This window comes from Rhizobium leguminosarum bv. viciae, from assembly GCF_012276115.1.
Taxonomy (GTDB): domain Bacteria; phylum Pseudomonadota; class Alphaproteobacteria; order Rhizobiales; family Rhizobiaceae; genus Rhizobium; species Rhizobium leguminosarum_T.
Window position 1 is genome coordinate 26,836 of the sequence record NZ_WIEU01000004.1, and the last position, 16,784, is coordinate 43,619.

At 62.3% G+C, this 16,784-nt stretch carries 15 protein-coding genes and 1 other RNA gene; 9 read left to right on the forward strand and 7 right to left on the reverse strand.

The features are described 5' to 3' along the window. Positions 1–151 precede the first annotated feature (151 nt). The gene (locus tag GFM02_RS08500; protein ID WP_003541337.1) at positions 152–817 is read left to right on the forward strand and encodes an OmpA family lipoprotein; all 666 of its coding nucleotides are present in this window, start codon (positions 152–154) and stop codon (positions 815–817) included. Between the two features lie 51 nt (positions 818–868). On the opposite strand, the gene GFM02_RS08505 is transcribed toward GFM02_RS08500, so the two are convergent. After that, positions 869–1,276, reverse strand: coding sequence for a DUF2000 family protein (locus tag GFM02_RS08505; RefSeq protein WP_168321399.1), 408 nt, complete (start codon positions 1,274–1,276; stop codon positions 869–871). A 45-nt stretch (positions 1,277–1,321) separates the two neighbouring features. On the opposite strand from GFM02_RS08505, the gene GFM02_RS08510 reads away from it, so the two are divergent. Beyond that, positions 1,322–2,233 carry an AraC family transcriptional regulator gene (locus GFM02_RS08510; RefSeq protein ID WP_168321400.1) on the forward strand — a complete coding sequence of 304 codons (912 nt, stop codon included), beginning with the start codon at positions 1,322–1,324 and terminating at the stop codon, positions 2,231–2,233. On the opposite strand, the gene GFM02_RS08515 is transcribed toward GFM02_RS08510, so the two are convergent. Together GFM02_RS08515 and GFM02_RS08520 are read right to left on the reverse strand one after the other, a co-directional pair. Beyond that, positions 2,193–3,287 carry an AbrB family transcriptional regulator gene (locus GFM02_RS08515; RefSeq protein WP_168321401.1) on the reverse strand — a complete coding sequence of 365 codons (1,095 nt, stop codon included), beginning with the start codon at positions 3,285–3,287 and terminating at the stop codon, positions 2,193–2,195. The genes GFM02_RS08510 and GFM02_RS08515 overlap by 41 nt on opposite strands. Positions 3,288–3,613: 326 nt before the next feature. Then, the gene (locus GFM02_RS08520) at positions 3,614–4,516 is read right to left on the reverse strand and encodes a LysR family transcriptional regulator (RefSeq protein WP_131666719.1); all 903 of its coding nucleotides are present in this window, start codon (positions 4,514–4,516) and stop codon (positions 3,614–3,616) included. A 92-nt stretch (positions 4,517–4,608) separates the two neighbouring features. Here GFM02_RS08520 and GFM02_RS08525 point away from each other — a divergent pair, with 92 nt between their 5' ends. From GFM02_RS08525 to GFM02_RS08535, 3 genes are all read left to right on the forward strand, one after another. Further along, positions 4,609–5,643: an aldo/keto reductase gene (locus tag GFM02_RS08525; protein ID WP_168321402.1), complete on the forward strand. Its 1,035-nt coding sequence runs from the start codon at positions 4,609–4,611 to the stop codon at positions 5,641–5,643. A gap of 266 nt (positions 5,644–5,909) precedes the next feature. Next, entirely contained in the window at positions 5,910–7,322 is a 1,413-nt protein-coding gene (locus GFM02_RS08530; protein WP_168321403.1) for an FAD-binding oxidoreductase, read from the forward strand. A gap of 202 nt (positions 7,323–7,524) precedes the next feature. Further along, a complete protein-coding gene (locus GFM02_RS08535) occupies positions 7,525–11,241 on the forward strand; it encodes an AsmA family protein (protein WP_168321404.1) in 3,717 nt (1,238 codons plus the stop codon). A 46-nt stretch (positions 11,242–11,287) separates the two neighbouring features. On the opposite strand, the gene GFM02_RS08540 is transcribed toward GFM02_RS08535, so the two are convergent. The 4 genes from GFM02_RS08540 to ssrA form a co-directional block, all read right to left on the reverse strand. Then, positions 11,288–11,548, reverse strand: a complete 261-nt coding sequence (locus tag GFM02_RS08540; protein WP_168321673.1) for a ribbon-helix-helix domain-containing protein — start codon at positions 11,546–11,548, stop codon at positions 11,288–11,290. Between the two features lie 156 nt (positions 11,549–11,704). Next, positions 11,705–11,899, reverse strand: coding sequence for a DUF4169 family protein (locus GFM02_RS08545; protein ID WP_131639470.1), 195 nt, complete (start codon positions 11,897–11,899; stop codon positions 11,705–11,707). 49 nt (positions 11,900–11,948) lie between these two features. After that, positions 11,949–12,464, reverse strand: a complete 516-nt coding sequence (locus GFM02_RS08550; protein WP_020050784.1) for an SspB family protein — start codon at positions 12,462–12,464, stop codon at positions 11,949–11,951. Between the two features lie 128 nt (positions 12,465–12,592). Then, positions 12,593–12,955, reverse strand: a transfer-messenger RNA (tmRNA) gene (ssrA, locus tag GFM02_RS08555). A gap of 111 nt (positions 12,956–13,066) precedes the next feature. Between ssrA and GFM02_RS08560 the strand changes: the two genes are divergently transcribed. The 4 genes from GFM02_RS08560 (at position 13,067) to hflC (ending at position 16,589) form a co-directional block, all read left to right on the forward strand. Beyond that, positions 13,067–13,861, forward strand: a complete 795-nt coding sequence (locus GFM02_RS08560) for a thymidylate synthase (protein ID WP_020050783.1) — start codon at positions 13,067–13,069, stop codon at positions 13,859–13,861. Positions 13,862–13,874: 13 nt separating this feature from the next. Further along, positions 13,875–14,393: a dihydrofolate reductase gene (locus GFM02_RS08565; RefSeq protein ID WP_168306487.1), complete on the forward strand. Its 519-nt coding sequence runs from the start codon at positions 13,875–13,877 to the stop codon at positions 14,391–14,393. Between the two features lie 147 nt (positions 14,394–14,540). Then, entirely contained in the window at positions 14,541–15,623 is a 1,083-nt protein-coding gene (hflK, locus tag GFM02_RS08570) for an FtsH protease activity modulator HflK (RefSeq protein ID WP_020050781.1), read from the forward strand. Between the two features lie 3 nt (positions 15,624–15,626). Then, entirely contained in the window at positions 15,627–16,589 is a 963-nt protein-coding gene (gene hflC / locus GFM02_RS08575) for a protease modulator HflC (protein WP_168321405.1), read from the forward strand. Positions 16,590–16,784 lie beyond the last annotated feature (195 nt).

Sequence of the window (16,784 nt, forward strand, 5' to 3'; positions counted from 1 at the left end):
GATCAATCCGCTAAAACTGGTGATATCAGCGCATTCCCGCAACATGGCTGTGTTTCGACGTCCGAATTTGCCCTATCAGGAGAACATCTTCATTTTCTTGCCGCAATCCTTGCCATTTGCTCGCATCAGTCGAACGGAGACCGTCCTGTCCATGATCAAAAAATTCATACTTCTCGCTATTGCCGCAAGCTATCTCAGCGCCTGCACGACGACCGATCCCTATACCGGTGAACAGAAGGTTTCCAATACGGCCGGCGGCGCGGCGCTTGGCGCCCTCGGTGGTGCTCTCGTCGGCGTGGCTGTCGGCGGCGGCGGCCACGGCAAGCGCAATGCGGCGTTGATCGGTGCGGGCGTCGGCGCTCTCGCAGGCGGCGCGATCGGCAATTACATGGACCAGCAGGAATCCGAGCTTCGCGCCCAGCTCGAAGGCACCGGCATTTCGGTGACCCGTAATGGCGACAACATCATCCTCAACATGCCGTCGAACATCACCTTCGACGTCGATCAGGACGCGGTGAAGCCGGGCTTCTATCCGACGCTGAATTCGGTGGCGATTGTACTGCGCAAATTCAACCGCACGCTGATCGACGTCAACGGCCATACGGATTCGACCGGCAGCCTGCAGCACAATCAGGACCTGTCGCAGCGCCGCGCACTTTCGGTTGCCGACTATCTTGGCGGCCAGGGCATCGACCAGCGCCGCGTCTCCGCCGTCGGTTTCGGCCCGTCGCAACCCGTTGCCTCCAATGCGAGCGAGGCCGGCCGCGCGCAGAACCGCCGCGTCGAGATCCAGATCGCGCCGATCACGCAGGGCTGATTCTGGCTCATACCGTTTGCGGAAAGGCCGGGTCACGCCCGGCCTTTTTCGTCAGTGCTGCATCGTTGCGCCCTTGGTGATCTTGTCGACGATCTTCTTTTCGGCGCGCAGCGCGATGCCGACCACCTTGGCGTCTTCGGGCGCAAATTCTGCGAAGACGGCGCGGTTGGCCGCGTCGTGGCCGGTCGCAAACATCTCCTCGATAAACAGCGAGCTGGTGATATCGCGCTCCAGCGCGCGGCGGTGAACGGCTGATATGGTCGCCTCGTCGGCGGAGAGCACGATGATCGGCTGGATCGATAAGGGATTGTAGAGATTGCCGGCGCGGTCCCTGTAGGCTTCACCGACGATCTCGGGATGCCGGCCGGCGATGCCCGTCATCAGGAAGGCGGTGACGTTCAGCTTCTGCCAGCCGGCAAGATTGTTTCGCAGGACGACGGCAATTTTGGTATCAAACATCGGACGGTCTTTCACCTATCTAGGGGTTATGGAGTATCGGGCGCGTTGAACCAGGACTTACATCCGCAGGTCTTCGAAGGTCTTGAACGTTTGTGCGCGGGACCATCCGGCAATGGCATCCTGGCCGCACCGGCCTTTCCCGGCATCGAGCGCATCGAGGCGCAGTTCTCAGGCAATGCCTTCGAGCCGCACCGGCACGACACCTATGCACTCGGCGTGACTCTGAAGGGGGTTCAGACCTTCCGCTATCGTGGCGAGCGGCGCTTCAGCCTGCCGGGACAGGTGATCGTGCTGCATCCCGACGAAGAGCATGATGGCGGGGCGGGAACGGAGGATGGTCTGCAGTACCGCATGCTCTATCTGGAACCGTCGCTGCTTCTCGAATGCCTGAAGGCGGATGGCGTTGGCCTGCCTTTTGTCGATGAACCCGTTATCGGCGATCCGGCGCTGGCGGGCGTGCTGCTGGCGGCTCTCGGCGAACTCGACCGCGAACTGGACGCGCTTTTCGTCGACGATTTCGTATCGCAGGTGACGGGCGGGCTGTCACGGCATGCGCGCATACCGCGCCGGCCGCTCGGCCTCGTCGCCTGGCGGCAGGCGCGGACGGCACGGGACTATCTCGAGGCACATGCGACCCGGGCAGTGAATTCCGGCGAGCTTGAGGCGGTGACGGGGCTCGATCGTTTCGCGCTGTCGCGGCATTTCCGGGCGGCCTTCGCCACCAGCCCGCATCGCTACCTCCTGATGCGTCGGCTGCAGCGGGCGCGGGCGATGATCGGTGCGGGTGAGGGGATTTCCGATGTGGCGGCGGCGACCGGCTTTGCCGACCAGAGCCATCTCAACCGCCATTTCAAGAAGGCCTATGGCATGACGCCCGGCCAATGGGGAGCGCTGGCGCATAACCCCAGGCAGGGCATCAGGCGGGATTTTCCGCAAGGCCGGAACGGCGCGCGATGAAACGGGCGAGCATCGGTCCGATCATCAGGATCACCAGGAAACGGCCGGTCTGCATCGCCATCACGAAAGGCACGTCGACATCGCTGGAGGCGGCGATGATGGCGACGGAATCGGCGCCGCCGGGGCTGGTGGCGAGATAGGCGGTCAGCGGATCGATGCCTGCGAAGACGTGAAGCGCCACCGCCATGCAGCCGCAGAGCGCCATCAGCAGCACGATGCAGGCCGATACCCTCGGCAGGGCGCGCGCCACGTGGCTGAGGATCGAGCGGGTGAACCGCAGGCCGATGCTCCAGCCGACCAGCGCATAGGCGAGGGCGAGCAGCCACATCGGTAATTCAATTTTCAGGAGGCCTATGCCCTGCAGCAAGGCGCCGAGAAAGAGCGGCACGATGATCGTGCCGCCCTGGAGGCGCAGGCGCCGGACGCCATAGGCACAAAAGGCGGCAAAAGCCATCGTCGTCGCAAAGGCCGGCCAGTCGATCTCGGGAAAAAGGACGAGCGGCGGCGGCTCGGCGCCGTCGGCTGCCACCCACAGGCGCGAGACCACAGAGGCGCCGACGGCGACGAAGACGACGCGCAGATACTGCATGAAGGCGACGAGACGGGCATCGGCGCCATAGGCTTCCGACATGATGACCATGGCGGAGGCGCCGCCCGGCGAAGAACCCCAGACCGCGGTCGTGCCCGGCAGCACCTGCCAGCGCGTCAAAAGCCAGCCGAGGCCGGTGGCGATGGCGATGACCGAGAAGATGAACAGCAGAAAGAGCGGTGCGTCCTTCGCCATGGTGCCGAGAATGTCAGGGGTGATGGTGCGCGCCATCATCAGGCCGACCAGGACCTGGCCGAACTGCAGCGGCCAGAAGGGCACGCGAAGCTTTCCCTTGCCGACGGTCAATGCCAGTGCGATCGCCGCGACCATCGGTCCGATCAGCAGCGAGGCCGGCAGCGCGAAGAGTTCGAGGAAGACGACGAGAGCGGCCGAAAGTGCCAGCAGCAGCGCCAATTTCGGCAGACCGGCATCCCGCAGCAGGCGGCTCGCGTCGCTGAATGACATGATCTCCGTATCTTTCCTAGAACAGGATGATTTTAGGCCGGGGCGGCCAAAATCTGAATCCTGCTCTAATTAAATAGTTAGAGCATGACCGGCGCGAGCCCTTAAGGGCTGAAGATGGGAAGAGGCTCCGGCATGACGAAGAGAGGCCGGCTGCAAGGACCGACTGACGCGGGTTCGGTATAGGCGGACGCGAGGCGGGCGGTCAATTGCGAAATCTGGCTTCTCGGCGCCCTGAAATGCGAAACTGATTCATGCGACCGCTTCAAGTCGTTGTTTTTATGCATGTCATCATTCCAAAAGCGCTGAGCGGTTTCGGGCTGGGTGCCTCAGAAACGGACATGGCTGACGAGAAAATCGAGCAGTGCGCGTACGCGCGCCGGCAGCGGGCCGCCCTGGCCCATATAGACGGCATAGAACTCCTCGAGATCGCCGGGATTGGCCTCTTCGAGCACCGGCACCAGGCGGCCGGCATCGATATCGGTGCGCAGGGTGAAGGCGGCGAGCCGGGCAAGGCCGGCGCCTGACAAAGCGAGGTGACGCATGGCTTCGCCGTCTCCCACCTGCAGGCCCGGGGTGATCGGGATCGTTACCGTTTCGCCACCTTCGCGCAGCGGCCAGCCCTCGATGGCGCGGGCGTAGGAAAAACCGATACGGCAATGGCGGCGGAGATCGGCGATCGTGCGTGGTTTGCCATGACGCGAGAGATAATCCGGCGATGCGACGATGATCTTGCCGGTGGCGCCAAGCTTGCGGGCGATCAGGCTGGAATTCTTCAGGGGGCCGGCGCGGATTGCGACATCGGCGCGTTCTTCCATCAAGTCGACTATCCTGTCGGTATGGGAAATATCCAGCGTCACGGCCGGATGAAGCGCCATAAAGGCCGGCACGAGCGGCGCCAGCACATGGTTGCCGAAAGAGCCGCTGGTGTTGATGCGGATGCGGCCTGAGGCCTGTTCACCCGTCGAGGCCTGGCGTTCAGCCTCGGCGATATCGGCAAGGATGGCGACGCAGCGCTCGTAGAAGGCACAGCCTTCCGGCGTCAGCTGCAGCCTGCGGGTGGAGCGGTTGACGAGGCGGGCGCCGAGGCGTGTCTCCAGCCGGGCGAGGAGCTTGCTGACAGCCGACGGCGTCATGCGCCGGGCCGTGGCCGCCGCAGAAAAGCCGCCGCGCTCGACGACGCTGACGAAGACTTCCATTTCGCCGGAGCGGTTGATGTCCTGACGGCTCATGATGAATTCAAGTCACAGATGATTTGCTGATAGGCAATCTATATCATCGAATGCCCGAGGTCTATCTCATAGGAAATACAGGAGACAGATCCATGGATTACAGAAATCTCGGCGCCTCCGGCCTCAGAGTGCCGGTCTTGAGCTTCGGCGCGGGCACATTCGGCGGCAGCGGGCCGCTGTTCGGCGCCTGGGGCAATACCGATGCCGAGGAAGCGCGGCAGCTCGTCGACATCTGCCTGGAGGCCGGTGTCAATCTCTTCGACACGGCCGACGTCTATTCGGCCGGCGCGTCCGAGGAGGTGCTCGGCCAGGCCATCCGCGGCCGGCGCGACGCTGTGCTGATCTCAACGAAGACGGCGCTGCCGATGGGCGAGGGGCCGCAGGACTGGGGAACGTCGCGGGCGCGGTTGATCCGGGCGACCGAGGATGCGCTGCGCCGGCTCGGGACCGACTATATCGACCTGCTGCAACTTCATGCTTTCGATGCCTCGACGCCGGTCGAGGAGGTGCTGTCGACGCTCGACGGGCTCGTGGCGGCAGGCAAGATCCGCTATGTCGGCGTTTCCAATTTTGCCGGCTGGGAACTGATGAAGTCGCTCGCCGCCGCCGATCGCCACGGTCATCCGCGTTACGTCGCCCATCAGGTCTACTATTCGCTGGCAGGGCGCGATTACGAATGGGAGCTGATGCCGCTCGGCGCCGACCAGGGTGTGGGAGCTCTCGTCTGGAGCCCGCTTGCCTGGGGACGGCTGACCGGCAAGATCCGCCGCGGCCAACCGCTGCCCAAGGCAAGCCGGCTGCACGAGACGGCGCAATACGGCCCGCCCGTCGACGGCGAGAAGCTGTTCGAGATCGTCGAGGTCCTGGACGCCATCGCAGGCGAGACCGGCCGGACGGTGCCGCAGATCGCCATCAACTGGCTGCTTAACCGGCCGACGGTATCGAGCGTCATCATCGGCGCCCGCAACGAGGAGCAGCTCAGGCAGAACCTCGGCGCGGTCGGCTGGAGCCTGTCGAAGGAGCAGATCGAAAGTCTCGACGTCATCAGCGCGGTGACGGCGCCCTATCCCTATTTCCCCTATCGGCGACAGGAGGGGTTTGCACGGCTCAATCCGCCGATTGTCTGAGGTGCGAGGGCGGCGGACTTGGCTATAGCAACCGGCCTATAACAAAAGGGGAATGAAATCTTCTGCCAATCTTAACTGGACAGCCGCTTTGACTTGCCGCATACCCAGCCTGCTGCATAATTCCTTAAATCGGAATCGATTTAAGGATGAAATTATGCAGCAATTTTAGAGTTCTACAGCGTCCTTTGCTCGTCTGAAAAGACGCGCGGCGCTGTAGCCTGCGGAACACGATATGGCTTCTGCGGAATGGCAGGGAGATCAAAGGGATGGCGCTGAAGGACGCGAAGGCGGGCACACGCAACGAGGCGGGAATTGCCGCGGTGCTCGGCATTCTCAAGCAGAGCTTCGGCGAGCGTTTCCAGACCGGCCAGTCCTTCCGCGAACAGCATGCCCATACGACCACCTACATCCCGCCGCAGCTGCCCGACGGGGTGCTCTTTGCCGAGAGCGCTGAGGATGTGAAGGCGGCGGTCAGAGCCTGTGCGACCCACAAGGTACCGGTGATCGGCTTCGGTGTCGGCACCTCGCTGGAGGGCCAGGTCAATGCCGCCAATGGCGGTATTTCGATCGATTTCAGCCGCATGAACCGGGTGATCGAGGTCAATCCCGAAGATCTCGACTGCACCGTCGAACCGGGTGTGACACGCGAGGCGCTGAACATCCACCTGCGCGATACCGGCTTGTTCTTCCCGATCGATCCCGGCGCCAACGCCTCGATCGGCGGCATGGCCTCGACGCGGGCCTCCGGCACCAATGCCGTGCGCTATGGAACGATGAAGGACAATGTGCTTGCCGTCACCGCGGTCACGGCCAATGGGGAGGAGATCCGCACGGCCCGGCGCGCCCGCAAATCCTCGGCGGGCTACGACCTGACGCGGCTCTTCGTCGGCGCCGAGGGCACGCTCGGTATCCTGACCTCGGTGACGCTGCGCTTGCAGGCGATTCCGCAGAAGATCGCCGGAGGGGCCTGTGCCTTTCCGAGCATCAAGGCCGCTTGTGATGCCGTCATCATGACGATCCAGATGGGCATTCCGGTGGCGCGCATCGAGCTGCTCGACACGGTACAGATGCGGGCCTGCAACGCCTATTCCAAGCTTTCCTATGCCGAAAGCCCGACGCTGTTCCTCGAATTCCACGGCACCGACGAGACGGTGCCGCTGCAATCGGCAGCCTTTGCCGAGATCGCGGCGGAATGCGGCGGCGGCGAATTCCTATGGACCGCCAATGCCGAGGAGCGGACGAAGCTCTGGAAGGCGCGCCATGACGCCTATTGGGCTGCAAGGGCGCTGGCGCCCGGGCTTGCCGCACTTTCGACCGATGTTTGTGTTCCGATATCAAGGCTTGCCGATTGTGTTTCCGAAACGCAGGCGGATATCGAGGAGCATGGGCTGCTGGGGCCGATCGTCGGCCATGCCGGCGACGGGAACTTCCATGTGCTGCTGTTGTTTGATGACAAGAGCACCGAAGGCGTCGCCGTGGCCGAGGCTTTCGTGCAACGGCTCAACCGGCGGGCGCTCGAAATGGACGGAACATGCACCGGCGAACACGGGGTCGGACAGGGCAAGATGGCGTTTCTGGAACAGGAGCTTGGCGGCGCGGTGGATCTGATGCGACAGGTGAAACAGGCGCTCGATCCGGACGATATCTTCAATCCCGGCAAGATTTTCCACCATGGCTGAGAACGGAACATTCTCATGAAGTTGGGTCTTGCCCCCGGCATGAATAGCGCTAGAACAGGATGATGTTAGGCCGGCTCGCCTTGAAATCTGAATCCTGTTCTCAATTAAAGAGTTAGAGCATGATGTCGTCCGAAAACCGCTCACACTTTTCGGCATCATGCTCTGGTGTCGGCAACAGAATCCCGAATGGAGACGCTTTGCATTGGTAGGCCGGTTCCTCGTCTTTCTGGGGGGAGTGATCGTCGTAGTGCTGTTTGTGGCGCTGCTTGCGCCGCTGTTCATCGACTGGACGGATTTCCGCAAGAATTTCGAGGATCAGGCAAGCCGCATCATCGGTAAGAAGGTCACCGTCTACGGCACGGTGGATGCGCGCCTGCTACCGTTCCCGTCGGTGACGCTGCATGACGTGCGCGTCGGCCAGGAAGCGGACGGCACGCCGATCGTCAAGGTCGAGCAGTTCTCCATGGATGCGGAGCTTGCACCTTTCCTGTCGGGCGAAGCGCTGATCTTCGACATGCGCGTCGTCAATCCGAAAGTGCGCTTGAGATTGCTCAAGGACGGCACGCTCGACTGGATGCGCGGCAGCCGCGCGGAAATACCGGCAAGGACCGTCGTTCTCGAAAACGTGCATGTCAGCGGCGGCGAGGTCGAATTCATTGACGATCAGTCGGGTCGCTCGCGTCGCATCACCGGCCTCAACGCGGAAATGTCGGCAAAGTCGCTGGCCGGTCCTTGGCGCATCGAGGGCGACGCTGCGCTCGATGGCGAGCACGGCGGCTTCTCGATCTCGAGCAGTCAGCCGGACGAGAAGGGAGTGCTGCGCATGCGCACGAGGCTCTCGCCGGACAAGCACCCTGTCAGCGTCGATCTCGATGGCGAGCTGAAGCTCGTCGACAGCAAGCCGAACTATCAGGGCCAGCTTTCGGCAGCGATCGAGATCCGCAACAGCGCCAAGCCCGCCAACAAGAAAGAGCAGCCGCCGCGCGTCAAGGGCCGCTTCGAGCTCACCAACGAACGCATCCGCATCCCCGAATACCGGATGGAGATCGGCCCGACGGACGATCCCTATGTCATAACCGGCGAGGCGACGCTCGATACCGGCAATGCGCCGGAATTCCTGCTGACCGCCGTCGGGCAGCAGATCGACGTCAACCGCATCGGCAATCAGGGCTCGGCTGGCAAGACGACGCGGGATCCCGCTGTTTCGGCGCGCCAGCGGCTGAATTCGCTGATTGACATCGTCGCGCAGGTGCCGATCCCGCAGGTGCCGGGCAAGGCGAGCGTCAAGCTGCCGGCGATCGTCGCCGGCGATACGACGCTGCGCGACGTGCAGCTGGAGCTCGAACCGGCCGGCATCGGCTGGATGATCGACAGCGCCACCGGCACGCTGCCGGGGCGCACGCAAGTGGAAGGCAAGGGCAAGCTCCTGCTTCAGGGCGAACCTTCATTCAACGGCCAGATCGTGATGGCATCCAGCCAGCCGACCGGGCTTGCCTCCTGGCTTGCCGGCTCGGTCGATCCGGCCATCCGGCAATTGCGGCAGGCGGGCTTTTCCGCCAATGTCAGCCTGACGCACGAATTGCAGCGTTTTGAAAATCTCGAGATCGCCATCGGACCGGCGACGCTGAAGGGTCGGCTGGAGCGCCAGGCAATCTCCGGCCAGCCGCCGACGCTGTCGGTGGCGCTAAACGGCGATACGCTCGATCTCGACGCGCTGCAGGCGCTGAGCGGGCTGATGACCGGCCAGGATGCCGGCGACAACGTGCTTGACCACAAGATCGCCGCCCAGCTCAAGGCGGACAAGTTCACCGCCTTCGGCGTCAGTGCCGAGAATGTCGAGACCACGTTTACGATCGCCGATGGGGCGCTTGCCGTCGACCGGCTGTCGATCAAGAATATCGCCGGCGCCGAGCTGACGGCGACGGGCAGGGCGGAAGGTTCGCTGCTCGATTACAAGGGTGCGGGCGAAATCACCTTCAAATCGGCCGATCCCGGCGGCTTCTTCACCATGCTGCGCGAACACCTGCCGCATCACCCGGTGCTCGACCGGCTGGTGCGCAACGCCGGCTGGTACGGCAATACGGCATTGCGCGGCGCACTGACGCTCGGCGGCGAGGAGGGCGACGCATTGACGGTGACGCTTGCCGGTGTGGCGAACGGCAGCCGCGTCAATCTCGATTACCGCATGTCCGACCTTCTGGCGTTGACCGGCAACGGCACGACGAGCCTCGAGGCGACGCTCGAAAACGCAGTGCCATCAGTCCTGTTTGGCCAGGCCGGGCTCGACCCGCTGCCGGTCGATGTCGGCGCCAATGGCCGACTGACGCTGAAGGTGAAGGCATCGGGCAACGATCCCGCCGACGCGGCGCTGACCTTTGCGACCGACCGGACCTCGTTCATGGCCAACGGCAAGGTCGACGTCCGGCCGGAGACCTTCATGAACGGCCAGATCGCGCTTTCGCTCGACAGCGCTGATATCGACCCCTATCTCATCATGAACGGCATAGCCTTGCCGCAGACCGGAACCGGGCTGCCGTTCGGCCTGCAGGTCAATACTGCCGTCGACAGCGACAAGATCGTCTTTTCGGATCTCAAGGGACATGCGGCCGACAACGAATTTTCCGGTGCGCTGACCTTCGACCGGAAGGCTGCGAAGACGACCGCGAGCGGCGGGCTGACACTCGCCAAGGCCGATGCCGGCTGGCTCGGCGAGGCGGTATTCGGCCAGATCGTCGATCCCGCCAACGGTCAGCTGACGACGGCGCCGCTGGGGCTGCCCATCTTCAAGGATCTCGACGTCAACGTGAAGCTGGCGGCCAAGGAGTTCTGGCCCGGCCTGCCGGAAACGGCGGTGTCGGACTTCACCAGCGATGTTGCCTACAAGGGCGACGAGCTGCAGCTCAACGACATGGCCGGGAACTGGGACGGCGGAAAGCTCTCCGGCAATCTGCTCTTCACCAATGCCAGCGGCACAGGTTTCCTGCAGACGAAGCTTGCGCTTGCCGATTCCGATCTTTCCGGCGTCGTCTGGCTGCGCGATGGCGCACCGATCGCCAACGGCAAGTTCGGATTGTCGCTGTCGATGGAGGCCTCGGGCAAGACGATCGGCGAGATCGCCAGCTCGCTCAATGGTTCGGGCGAACTGAGGCTCGGCGATACCAGCATACGCGGGTTGAACCTTGCCATCCTTCCGCCGCTGCTTGCCGCGACCGATACGATGCAGGAGCAGATCAATGCCGGCAAGGTGCATCCGATCATCGAGACGCTGCTCAGCAACGGCGAGGCGAAGCTGCCGCCGCTCGGCATCCCTTTCAATATCGCCGACGGGACGCTGAGGGTGCAGAATGTCACCGTCGCCAACGATCTCGCCCGCATCACCGCCGATGCGCAGATCGCGCTGCCGGAAGAGCGCATCAGCGCGACGCTGGGTGTCGGGTTCAATCCTGGCACGGAAGCGCTTTCCGGCGCCGAGCCGGCGCTCCGGCTGAATTTTTCCGGCATGCTGCCGTCGCCCGGCAAGACGATGGATGTGACCGATATTACCAGCTATCTGTCGCTGCGCGCCTTCGAGCGCGAGCGCCGGCGTGTCGAGCGGCTGCAGGCGATCGTGCTCGAAAAGCAGCGGCTGCGCCGCGAGGTGGCGCTCTACCGGTTCAACGACGCCGAGCGCATCAAGGCGGCCGAGATCGAGCAGCAACGGCGGGCGGAGGAAGAGCGGCTGCGCGCGCTGGCGCGGAAAGCCGCCGCTGAGAAAGCTGCTGCCGAGGCGGAGGCCGCACGCGCGGCGGAAGCCAAAGCGAAGGCGGATGCGGATGCGCAGGCGAGGGCGGCGGCCGAGGCGGAAGCAGCACGGCGCAGCGGGCAGGCGCAGCCCGGTCCGCTCAATTTCGACCAGTTGCCGGGCGTTCAGGCGCAGTGAAAGCGCATAGAATTTGATTCATGCAAGACGCTTCAGGTCTTTGTTTTCATTGATGTCGTCTCAAATCGCTATGCGATTTTGAGCAACATGCATCAAGGCTGGTGGCCTTCAGCCAGGAAAGCACATGCAAGCGCAGCGCCGAGGACAGATTGCTGTCGGGTGGGCGGTGGTCGTCGATTTCGGAGATCAGCGCGGCGAGCGGTATCGAACGGGCTCCGGCAATCGTCTTCAACTCGGTCCAGAACTCATCCTCCAGCGAGAAACTGGTGCGATGGCCGTGCAATGTCGCCGAATGCTTGCGAATCATGGAGCCTTCACATCCCGGATAGAGCACAGCGCGTCCGAGACGACACGCTCAGGACTCTCCATCAAATTAAGGGTGGGTTGGCAGATCGCTTCAAGGAAAGTGCGCAAGTGGCTGATCGCAGAATCCATTCCGGCTTTCACGCGTTGCGTGAAACCGTCACGCGCCGTCGTCATCCGTCTCGATCCGGCCGTCGCGATGGGCTTTATCGGCCTTGTCGTTCAGGCTGCGGGTCAGCTGTTTCTCGGCCTTGGTGCGGCCGAAGGAGACGCGGTTCTGTTCGGCCTGCTTCTCCTTTTCGGAGCGAGCCTGCTTCTTGCGGAACTGGCGCAGATTGATGATTTCGGCGCTCATGCGGTTGCCTGGACCCTCACGAAAAAGGGAGGCTTGGCCTCCCTCCAGATCACTGCTTCTTGCGGAAGGAGTCGAGCGAGACGACAGAGCCCGGTTTCTTCTCCTCGCCGTCGGCGGGTTTTGCGCCTGCGGCGTCAACGGGCTTCCCGGCCGCATCCACCGGATAGGCGGTGATTTCGCCGGACGGCAATTCCTCGCCATCGGCGAGCGGTACGTCGAATTCGAGCTCGAAGTTGACGGAGGGATCGTAGAAGCCGCGGATCGCATTGAATGGGATAACCAGCTTTTCCGGAACGTCCGAGAAGGAAAGGCCGATCTCGAAATGCGTCTCGGTGATCTTCATGTCCCAGAACTGGTGCTGGATGACGATGGTCATCTGCTCGGGGTATTTCGACTTCAGGTGCTGGGAGATGCGCACGCCGGTGGCGCCGGTGAGGAAGGTGATGAAGAAGTGATGATCACCGGGCAGACGGCCCGTCGCTGCGACTTCCGCCAAAACCTTGCGGATGACGCCGCGAAGTGCATCCTGTGCCAGAATGTCGTAGCGGATATGATCCTGCCCCATGCTTTTCCTGTCTTTCGTCGGTTCGGAAGTCTTTTCACAAGGTTATATGCCACGTCCGGGCGCCTTGGGAAAGACCGGAGCCGAGTCACGTTTTTAAGCAGCATACATGATTTCGGCGGCAGGGAGAAGGTGAAGGCTTCTGTTGCCAGGTGCCTTCGGACCCCGCCTAGAGGTGCGAACCACTAGGACTTTGATTGAAGTGTCACACCGCGATTAAGCAGCGAGACGAGCTTCCGCATAGTTGTCGTTTGCAACTACAATTTTAGCCCGATAACGGCGGTACAATGCCGAGCAAAAAGACGATCTTTACACCCTTGTCGATCCTGTTTCGCCCCCATCAAAAGCCGGCCTCTAAGACCGCCGGTTTTTGGTGGAGGCGCCGGGTACCGCCCCCGGGTCCAATAGGTTTATTACACCGCTCATTTATCGCCATAGCCGACCCGAAAGCCGGCAAGGGTGATATAGTGGTTTCCTCAGCCCAAGGAAAGGGCAAACGTCATAAAAGCGTTATGCGCCCCATCAGAAACATTGGGAAAATACCGGCCGGTGATTGGTTTCCCGGCTCCGAAGGCTTAAATTGGCCGAAAGGGAATCAGCGCGACATGAAGCAATATCTCGATCTCTTGAATCATGTGATGGAAAAGGGCTCCGACCGGGGCGACCGCACCGGCACCGGCACGCGCTCGGTCTTCGGCTACCAGATGCGCTTCGACCTCGAAGAAGGCTTCCCCGTCCTTACCACGAAGAAGCTGCATCTGCGCTCGATCATCCACGAGCTTCTCTGGTTCCTGAAGGGCGAGACGAACATCCGCTATCTCAAGGAGAACGGCGTTTCGATCTGGGACGAATGGGCCGATGAAAACGGCGATCTCGGGCCGGTCTACGGCGCCCAATGGCGTTCCTGGCCAGCGCCCGATGGCGGCCATATCGACCAGATCGCCAATCTCGTCAAAGGCATCGTCAACAATCCGAATTCGCGCCGCCACATCGTCTCAGCCTGGAATCCGGCCGAAGTGGACGAAATGGCGCTGCCGCCCTGCCATTGCCTGTTCCAGTTCTATGCGGCTGACGGCAAGCTCTCCTGCCAGCTCTACCAGCGCTCGGCCGATATCTTCCTCGGCGTGCCGTTCAACATCGCCTCCTATGCGCTGCTGACGATGATGGTGGCTCAGGTGACCGGGCTGAAGCCCGGCGATTTCGTCCACACGCTCGGCGACGCCCATCTCTATCACAACCATTTCGACCAGGCGAAGCTGCAGCTGGCGCGCCGGCCGAAGCCGCTGCCTTTCATGCGCATCAAGCCTGATGTGAAGGACATTTTCGGCTTCACCTTCGACGATTTCGAGCTGATCGGCTACGAGGCCGATGCCAGCATCAAGGCGCCGATCGCCGTCTGATCCGGGACATTCCATGGCCGACATTCGCAGGACCATTATCGCCGCCGTTGCCCGCAACGGCATTATCGGCCGCGACGGCGATATGCCGTGGCGGCTTTCGAGCGATCTGAAGCGCTTCAAGGCGCTGACATTGGGAAAGCCTGTCGTGATGGGCCGCAAGACTTACGATTCGATCGGCAAGCCGCTGCCGGGACGGCCAAACGTCGTCATTTCGCGGCAAGCGGCGATAGACCATCCTGATGTCTCCATGGCCCATTCGCTGTCCGAGGCGATGACGGCGGCCGACAGGCTGGCGCTCGAAACCGGCGTCGACGAGATCTGCATTCTCGGCGGCGGGCAGGTCTATGCCCAGGCGATCGGTCTTGCCGACAGGATGTGCATCACGCATGTCGAGGCCGATCTCGACGGAGACGCGTCGTTTCCCGCGATCGATCCCGACATCTGGCAGGCGGGGGAGATAATCGCGGTTCCGGCCGGCGAAAAGGACAGTTATCCCACGCATTTCATCGTCTACGAACGCCGCCACGCCTGAAAATGAACTATTTTCCAATTAAATTGACCAAGTTTCTCACGTTGCGTTGAAAGCCGATGCGGCGATACCTATAACGGTCACCAACGCGTCCGCCGGTCAGCCCCCACGGTTCGGATGCGTGGAGACTTAACGAACAACGAGGTTTTGATGCCCTGGAGCAATCAGAATGGCGGCGGCGGCCCTTGGGGCGGCGGCGGCGGTAATAATCAGGGACCATGGGGACAGGGGCCGAACCGGCCGCGCGGTGGCGGCGGCAAGGGCGGGCCGCCTGATCTGGAAGATATTATCCGGCGCGGCCAGGACCAGCTGCGCAACATCATTCCCGGCGGCTTCAACGGCGGCGTGGCAGTGATCGTCGCGGCGATCGTCGCGGTCTTCTGGCTGATCCAGTGCATTTATGTCGTGCAGCCGGACGAGCGCGGCGTCGAGCTGCAGTTCGGCAAGCCGAAGGACGAAATTTCCATGCCGGGCCTGCATTTCCACCTGTGGCCGATGGAAACCGTCGAGACGGTCAAGGTGACCGTACAGCAGCTGAACATCGGGGCGACTTCGGCATCGTCTTCGAACGGCCTGATGCTGTCCAGCGACAAAAGCGTGATCAACGTGCAGTTCGCGGTCTTCTATACCGTCAGCGATCCCAAGGCCTATCTCTTCAACGTCGAAAACCCGGCGGAGACGCTGCAGCAGGTATCCGACAGTGCCATGCGTGAGATCGTTGGCCGACGTCCGGCGCAGGACGCCTTCCGCAGCAATCGTCAGCCGATCGAAGTGGACGTGCTCAACATCGTGCAGGACACGATGAACCGCTATGGCGCGGGCGTGACCGTGACCGGCGTGACGATCCAGAACGTGGCGCCGCCGCGGGAAGTCGCCGATGCTTTCGAAGAAGTGCAGCGTGCCGGCCGTGACCGCGACAGCACGATCGAAGAGGCCAATCGCTACACGAACCAGAAGCTCGGCCAGGCGCGAGGCGATGCGGCCAGAATCCGTGAAGATGCAGCCGCCTACAAGGACCGTGTCGTGAAGGAGGCGGAAGGTGAAGCGCAGCGGTTCACGGCGATCAACGACGAATATTCCAAGGCGCCCGACGTGACCCGCAAGCGGTTGTATCTCGAAACGATGGAGCAGGTGCTGAAGAATTCCCGGAAGGTCATTATCGACGAGAAGCAGGGCGTCTTGCCCTATCTGCCGCTCAATGAGCTCGGCAAGCCGGCACAGCAGGGAGGTTGAGTCATGACATCGAACAGACTTCCCATCATTCTCATCATCCTCGCTATCGTGCTGGTCGGGCTTTATTCGTCCATCTTCGTGGTGAATGCACGCGAGCAGGCCATCGTCGTCCGTTTCGGCCAGATCCAGTCGGTCAAGACCGAGCCTGGCATTTATTTCAAGCTGCCTTTCGGCTTTATGGATGCCGACCGCGTTCAGTTGGTCGAAAAGCAGGCGCTGAGGCTCGATCTCGACAATATTCGCGTTCAGGTTCAGGATGGCCAGACCTTCGACGTCGATGCCTTCGTGATCTATAACATCGCGGATGTTCGCCGCTTCCGCGAAACGGTATCGGGCGATCGCGAAGCCGCGGAAGCGCGGTTGAGAGCGCAGCTCGATTCATCGCTTCGCCGCGTCTACGGTCTGCGTGACTACAATGCCGCGCTCTCGGAAGAGCGTGTGGCTATGATGCTGGAGATTCGCGACGACCTGCGCACGGATGCCGAAAATCTCGGCCTGCATATAGACGACGTTCGCATCCGCCGCACCGACCTTTCGCCGGAGGTTGCGCCGAATACCTATAATGCCATGCGGTCGGAACGCCTCGCCGAGGCCGAGCGTATCCGTGCGGAGGGCAATGAGGAAGGCCAGCGGCGCCGGGCCGTCGCCGACCGTCAGGTCGTCGAGTTCACCGCAGGCGCCCAGCGCGATGCGGAAATCCTTCGAGGCCAGGGCGATGCGGAACGCAACCGCGTCTTCGCAGAAGTCTTCAGCAAGGATCCAGCCTTCTTCGAGTTCTATCGCTCGATGGCTGCCTATTCCTCCTCTCTGTCGTCGCAGGACACGACGCTGGTGCTGTCGCCGAATTCGGAATTCTTCCGCTATTTCGACAATGCCGCCGGAACCCTGCAGCCGACAAATCCGGCTGCGCCAGTTCCGGCAGTTCCCGGCGCAACTGCTCCCGCAGCACCGGTCCCGGCGAACTGACAGCCAGGGAAGCGACCACCGACAATTTCGGAAGGGCCGGCCCGAGCGCCGGCCCTTTTTTCGTGGAATGATTGTGACGATCCGGCTTTTGCGAGGCCACGTCACATTGCACGGGGATTTCGCGAAAAGGTGATTTCACCCTCCATCATTCCGCCTTATGCTGATGCTCAATGTGCGCATGCACGCCTTATGAGG

Excerpts from the sequence above, each read along its gene's own strand:
- GFM02_RS08560 (WP_020050783.1), top strand. The coding sequence starts at position 13,067 with ATGAAGCAATATCTCGATCTCTTGAATCATGTGATGGAAAAGGGCTCC.
- GFM02_RS08520 (WP_131666719.1), bottom strand. The coding sequence starts at position 4,516 with ATGAGCCGTCAGGACATCAACCGCTCCGGCGAAATGGAAGTCTTCGTC.
- GFM02_RS08545 (WP_131639470.1), bottom strand. The coding sequence starts at position 11,899 with ATGAGCGCCGAAATCATCAATCTGCGCCAGTTCCGCAAGAAGCAGGCT.
- GFM02_RS08525 (WP_168321402.1), top strand. The coding sequence starts at position 4,609 with ATGGATTACAGAAATCTCGGCGCCTCCGGCCTCAGAGTGCCGGTCTTG.
- GFM02_RS08515 (WP_168321401.1), bottom strand. The coding sequence starts at position 3,287 with ATGTCATTCAGCGACGCGAGCCGCCTGCTGCGGGATGCCGGTCTGCCG.
- GFM02_RS08505 (WP_168321399.1), bottom strand. The coding sequence starts at position 1,276 with ATGTTTGATACCAAAATTGCCGTCGTCCTGCGAAACAATCTTGCCGGC.
- GFM02_RS08565 (WP_168306487.1), top strand. The coding sequence starts at position 13,875 with ATGGCCGACATTCGCAGGACCATTATCGCCGCCGTTGCCCGCAACGGC.
- GFM02_RS08550 (WP_020050784.1), bottom strand. The coding sequence starts at position 12,464 with ATGGGGCAGGATCATATCCGCTACGACATTCTGGCACAGGATGCACTT.
- GFM02_RS08540 (WP_168321673.1), bottom strand. The coding sequence starts at position 11,548 with ATGATTCGCAAGCATTCGGCGACATTGCACGGCCATCGCACCAGTTTC.
- GFM02_RS08530 (WP_168321403.1), top strand. The coding sequence starts at position 5,910 with ATGGCGCTGAAGGACGCGAAGGCGGGCACACGCAACGAGGCGGGAATT.
- hflC (WP_168321405.1), top strand. The coding sequence starts at position 15,627 with ATGACATCGAACAGACTTCCCATCATTCTCATCATCCTCGCTATCGTG.
- GFM02_RS08500 (WP_003541337.1), top strand. The coding sequence starts at position 152 with ATGATCAAAAAATTCATACTTCTCGCTATTGCCGCAAGCTATCTCAGC.
- hflK (WP_020050781.1), top strand. The coding sequence starts at position 14,541 with ATGCCCTGGAGCAATCAGAATGGCGGCGGCGGCCCTTGGGGCGGCGGC.